The organism is Leptospira johnsonii, from assembly GCF_003112675.1.
Taxonomy (GTDB): domain Bacteria; phylum Spirochaetota; class Leptospiria; order Leptospirales; family Leptospiraceae; genus Leptospira_B; species Leptospira_B johnsonii.
Genome location: NZ_BFAY01000015.1, coordinates 1 through 3,903 on the forward strand (window position 1 = coordinate 1; position 3,903 = coordinate 3,903).

Sequence of the window (3,903 nt, forward strand, 5' to 3'; positions counted from 1 at the left end):
TCGGCAAGGCTCGGTCGTTAGACGCAATAGCTGAATTAATGTAAATATGAGATTTTTAACCAAAATAGCAATCGCTTTCTTTGTAATTACTTCATTACCCTCTTGTTATAATTTTAGCATGACCCGTGCGGTTAAACAAGCTGTCATTAATCCTGAAGTTGATTATAGAATTAGTAGATTGATTTCTTTGAAGCAAGATGTAAACGGGGTGCTAATAATTGAAGCAGATATCGAAAAGAATTCAAAATTATTTAAGAATGTTTGCGGAAGAATTAAAGTTCCAAAAAGAATTAATTCTACGAATTATCCGTGGTCAACTAATATAATCTTTTCGGACTGCTCTTTCTTTAGTAGAGGTAAGGAAATCGTATTGAAAGAAATAGGCAGGGATGTTTGGGAAAAAAATATATATTCTCCACTGCATATTAACATAGAGATACCAATGTTTGTGAATAAGAAGATTGAATATAAATATTATGAGATGCAGGATGTTGAAATAAAAGACATAAGTTCCCATATTAATGTTCAGATTGTATATAATAGCAATCGTAAGAGTGTGAATAATGTTTGGTATCCTATTGCTCTTTCATACGATTTGATATCGGGTAGTATTCATTCGATTGGTGCACCATTCGGTATGGTTTGTATATATGGAATTGGAAATAGTAAGAACGGTTTTGCTTTTTTTGCGGCGCTACCTTTTTGCGGTCTATACAAAGTGTTTAGCTTTCTTGATGAGTTAGGCGGAGAAAAGAGTCGAATAACAGACGATTTTTAGTAGATACATTTGTTAACAAGCTACTGCGTCTAACTGCGCCGCTCCGCTTCGCATCGGGTATGCTTCGCAACCCTCGCTCGGGTTTCACCAAATCGCCTCGGTAACTCGAATTGCAAAGCAATTCTCATTCCCGTCTTCGCTGACGCTCAGCACGGCGACTTCGGAGCGACTAGTTCGTTAGGCGTCATTTGATATAATATGTCTAAAAAGCAGATAGAATATAACTCAGCTCAAATGAAGTTGTTTACCGATGTGGTTTTTCAGTCCCATCTTCAAACCATTCACAAACTTGCGTCAAAATTTTCGAATTCCTCTGATTCAAATTTACGAAGACTTTTCAGAAACAGCAAGTCTGCGGGACAAGATTTTGACGGGTTTATAAAAAAGAATTTTAGTAAAATAATAAGAGAGGAAGAAAATCAAAATACAATCGCAAAGTCATTATTTATACTAGTCTTTTCCTATATAGAGGACTATTTCAATAGTTTATGCGCAATTTATAAAGAAGACGACCCTTCCTTGGTAATTTCATTGAATGATATTAATGGTAAAGGAATTACAAGAGCGAAGATATATTTGGAAAAGGTAATTAAGCTTCCAAATTTTATATCAAATTCGGAATGGGAAAAACTAACACTTTTAACCACTTTAAGAAATAAGATAGTACATGCCGGATCTTTTGCTGAAAAGGATTTAAGCAAAAAAATAGAAAAATTCTATAATGTTGATTTAATTAGGATATCTGATAATGAGCAAATTCTGCTTAGTATTCAATTTGTTAAAGAATTTATCGATGAATTCCACATTTCCTTTCTTAAGAGGAGAACATTCGATTATATTCTTAAACCGAAAAAGCCTCGGAAAAAGAAATCAAACGACGCCTAACTATCGGTGCTTCCGCTGCGCTTCGAGATTGCTTACGCAACTCTCGCTCGGGCTACGCCACATTTGCTTCCGTCACTTCGTTTGCAGAGCAAACTCGCGCCGTCGCAAACGTCGGAACACCTTGGTCGTTAAGCGAAATCCCGCAAAGATTTGGTTTTTTGTTTTGAAGCTCGGAAATAATAAAATTTTATTTTATAAGCCATCGCAGACTTTATTCTGACTACGCTCCCCATTTAAGCTGGTGCCATCGCAGGTTTTTGCATCTCGAAATCCAGAGTAGGTAATGTAGCTCATGGTTATACGCTTAACCAATCTCGCAAATGGGGAGCGGGTATTATTTAGCCCGTTAATTTTATTGTTTCGGATCTTTCTTTAGTTTCGAATATATTAAAAGTGCAACGAGTTTGGGCGGGACTTCGCTTAACTGCGTCGCTCCACTTCGCATCGGGTATGCTTCGCAACCCTCGCTCGGGTTTCACCAAATCGCCTCGGTAACTCGAATTGCAGAGCAATTCTCGTTCCCGTCTTCGCTATGGCTCAGCACGGCGACTTCGGAGCGACTAGTTCGTTAAGCGAAATCCCGCAAAGATTTGTTTATTTGTTTTGTAGCTCGGAAATAATAAGATTTTATTTTATAAGCCATCGCAGACTTTATTCTGACTACGCTCCCCATTTAAGCTGGTGCCATCGCAGGTTTTTGCATCTCGAAATCCAGAGTAGGAAATGTAGCTCATGGTTATAGGCTAACCAATCTCGCAAATGGGGAGCGGGTATTATTTAGCTCGTTAATTTTATTGTTTTGGATCTTTCTTTAGATTCGAATATATTAAAAGTGCAACGTGTTTGGGCGGGACATCGCTTAACTTTCGCCTCTGCCGCTGCGCTTCGAGCTCGCTTCGCGACTCTCGCTTGGCCTTCGGCACATTGGCTCAGTCACTCGACTTGCAGAGCAATTCTCGTGCCTGTCTTCGCTCCGCTCAGCTCGCCAACGTCGGCAAGGCTCTTTCGTTAAGCGCCATTAAGTAACAAATATTGTATGAAAATAAATTTTGCCTCTCAATCAGACGATGATCGTGAAAACCACGTAATCTCTGAATTTGTTAAATTCGTCGCTGAGGATTCTGATGAATTTGATACAATCAATATTGAAAGAATTCCTGAGGAAGATTTTCAAACCCCTGATTTTTTAGTTAGAGAATTAAAGAGCATCGTTGAAATTAAGAAAGTAACTGAAGATCCATCGTATATGCAAAAAATCGGATCTCTTCGGCACGATGTACTATCTAAGATTACTAAGGATATCGAAGAAATATTGGGAAATTTAACAGATAATACTTTGGTCTCGATAAATAATTCGAGGCCCCTTAAATCCAGAGGAGAGGATTATAAGTCATTAATTCGAGACATCTCTAAAGATATTCGTGAGAAAAATGATTATGGGTTTTCGGGGGAATACGGTTATCGCATTGATCGTAATTCAGAAAGCACTCCTCAGCTGATGGTAATATACTCTGGATTTGAATATCCAACTCCAGAAAAACTTGCTGAACACATAAAAAGTGTAATTGCTAAAGCAGGAATTCAATTGAATAGGTATCAGGAAATTTATAAATTGCAGGAATATAAAAAGATTCTTGTTTTTGATCATTTCTTTACTCATACGGAAAATCTTTCTTTTACGGTGAAAGCCATCGAAATTGCATATAACTTGTCGCCCGCTAAAGAATTGGATAATATTTTTCTTCAAATGAACGAAGCTATTGTCCGGATTAGATAGGTCTTTTATTTTTACTTAACGGCGCTTAACTGCGTCGCTCCGCTTCGCATCGGGTATGCTTCGCAACCCTCGCTCGGGTTTCACCAAATCGCCTCGGTAACTCGAATTGCAGAGCAATTCTCGTTCCCGTCTTCGCTAACGCTCAGCACGGCGACTTCGGAGCGACTAGTTCGTTAAGCGAAATCCCGCAACGATTTGGTTTTTTGTTTTGAAGCTCGGAAATAATATAATTTTATTTTATAAGCCATCGCAGACTTTATTCTGACTACGCTCCCCATTTAAACTGGTGCCATCGCAGGTTTTTGCATCTCGAAATCCAGAGTAGGTAATGTAGCTCATGGTTATAGGCTAACCAATCTCGCAAATGGGGAGCGGTTATTAATTAGCTCGTTAATTTTATTGATTTGGATCTGTCTTTAGATTAGAATGTATTAAAAATGTAAAGTTGTTGGGCTGGTCATCG

General features: G+C 38.4%; 3 protein-coding genes. All 3 read left to right on the top strand.

The features are described from left to right. Positions 1–46 precede the first annotated feature (46 nt). The 3 genes from LPTSP_RS18970 to LPTSP_RS18980 all read left to right on the top strand — a co-directional run bounded on the left by LPTSP_RS18970 (position 47) and on the right by LPTSP_RS18980 (position 3,440). Positions 47–778 carry a hypothetical protein gene (locus tag LPTSP_RS18970; RefSeq protein ID WP_108930323.1) on the top strand — a complete coding sequence of 244 codons (732 nt, stop codon included), beginning with the start codon at positions 47–49 and terminating at the stop codon, positions 776–778. Between the two features lie 198 nt (positions 779–976). Next, positions 977–1,663, top strand: a complete 687-nt coding sequence (locus tag LPTSP_RS18975) for a hypothetical protein (protein WP_108930324.1) — start codon at positions 977–979, stop codon at positions 1,661–1,663. 1,036 nt (positions 1,664–2,699) lie between these two features. Beyond that, positions 2,700–3,440 (top strand): hypothetical protein, encoded by a 741-nt coding sequence (locus LPTSP_RS18980; RefSeq protein WP_108930325.1) that lies wholly within the window; start codon positions 2,700–2,702, stop codon positions 3,438–3,440. The last annotated feature ends 463 nt before the right edge of the window (positions 3,441–3,903 follow it).

What these genes read in the sequence shown, in the direction of transcription:
- LPTSP_RS18970 (WP_108930323.1), top strand. Translation starts at nt 47, where the DNA reads ATGAGATTTTTAACCAAAATAGCAATCGCTTTCTTTGTAATTACTTCA.
- LPTSP_RS18980 (WP_108930325.1), top strand. Translation starts at nt 2,700, where the DNA reads ATGAAAATAAATTTTGCCTCTCAATCAGACGATGATCGTGAAAACCAC.
- LPTSP_RS18975 (WP_108930324.1), top strand. Translation starts at nt 977, where the DNA reads ATGTCTAAAAAGCAGATAGAATATAACTCAGCTCAAATGAAGTTGTTT.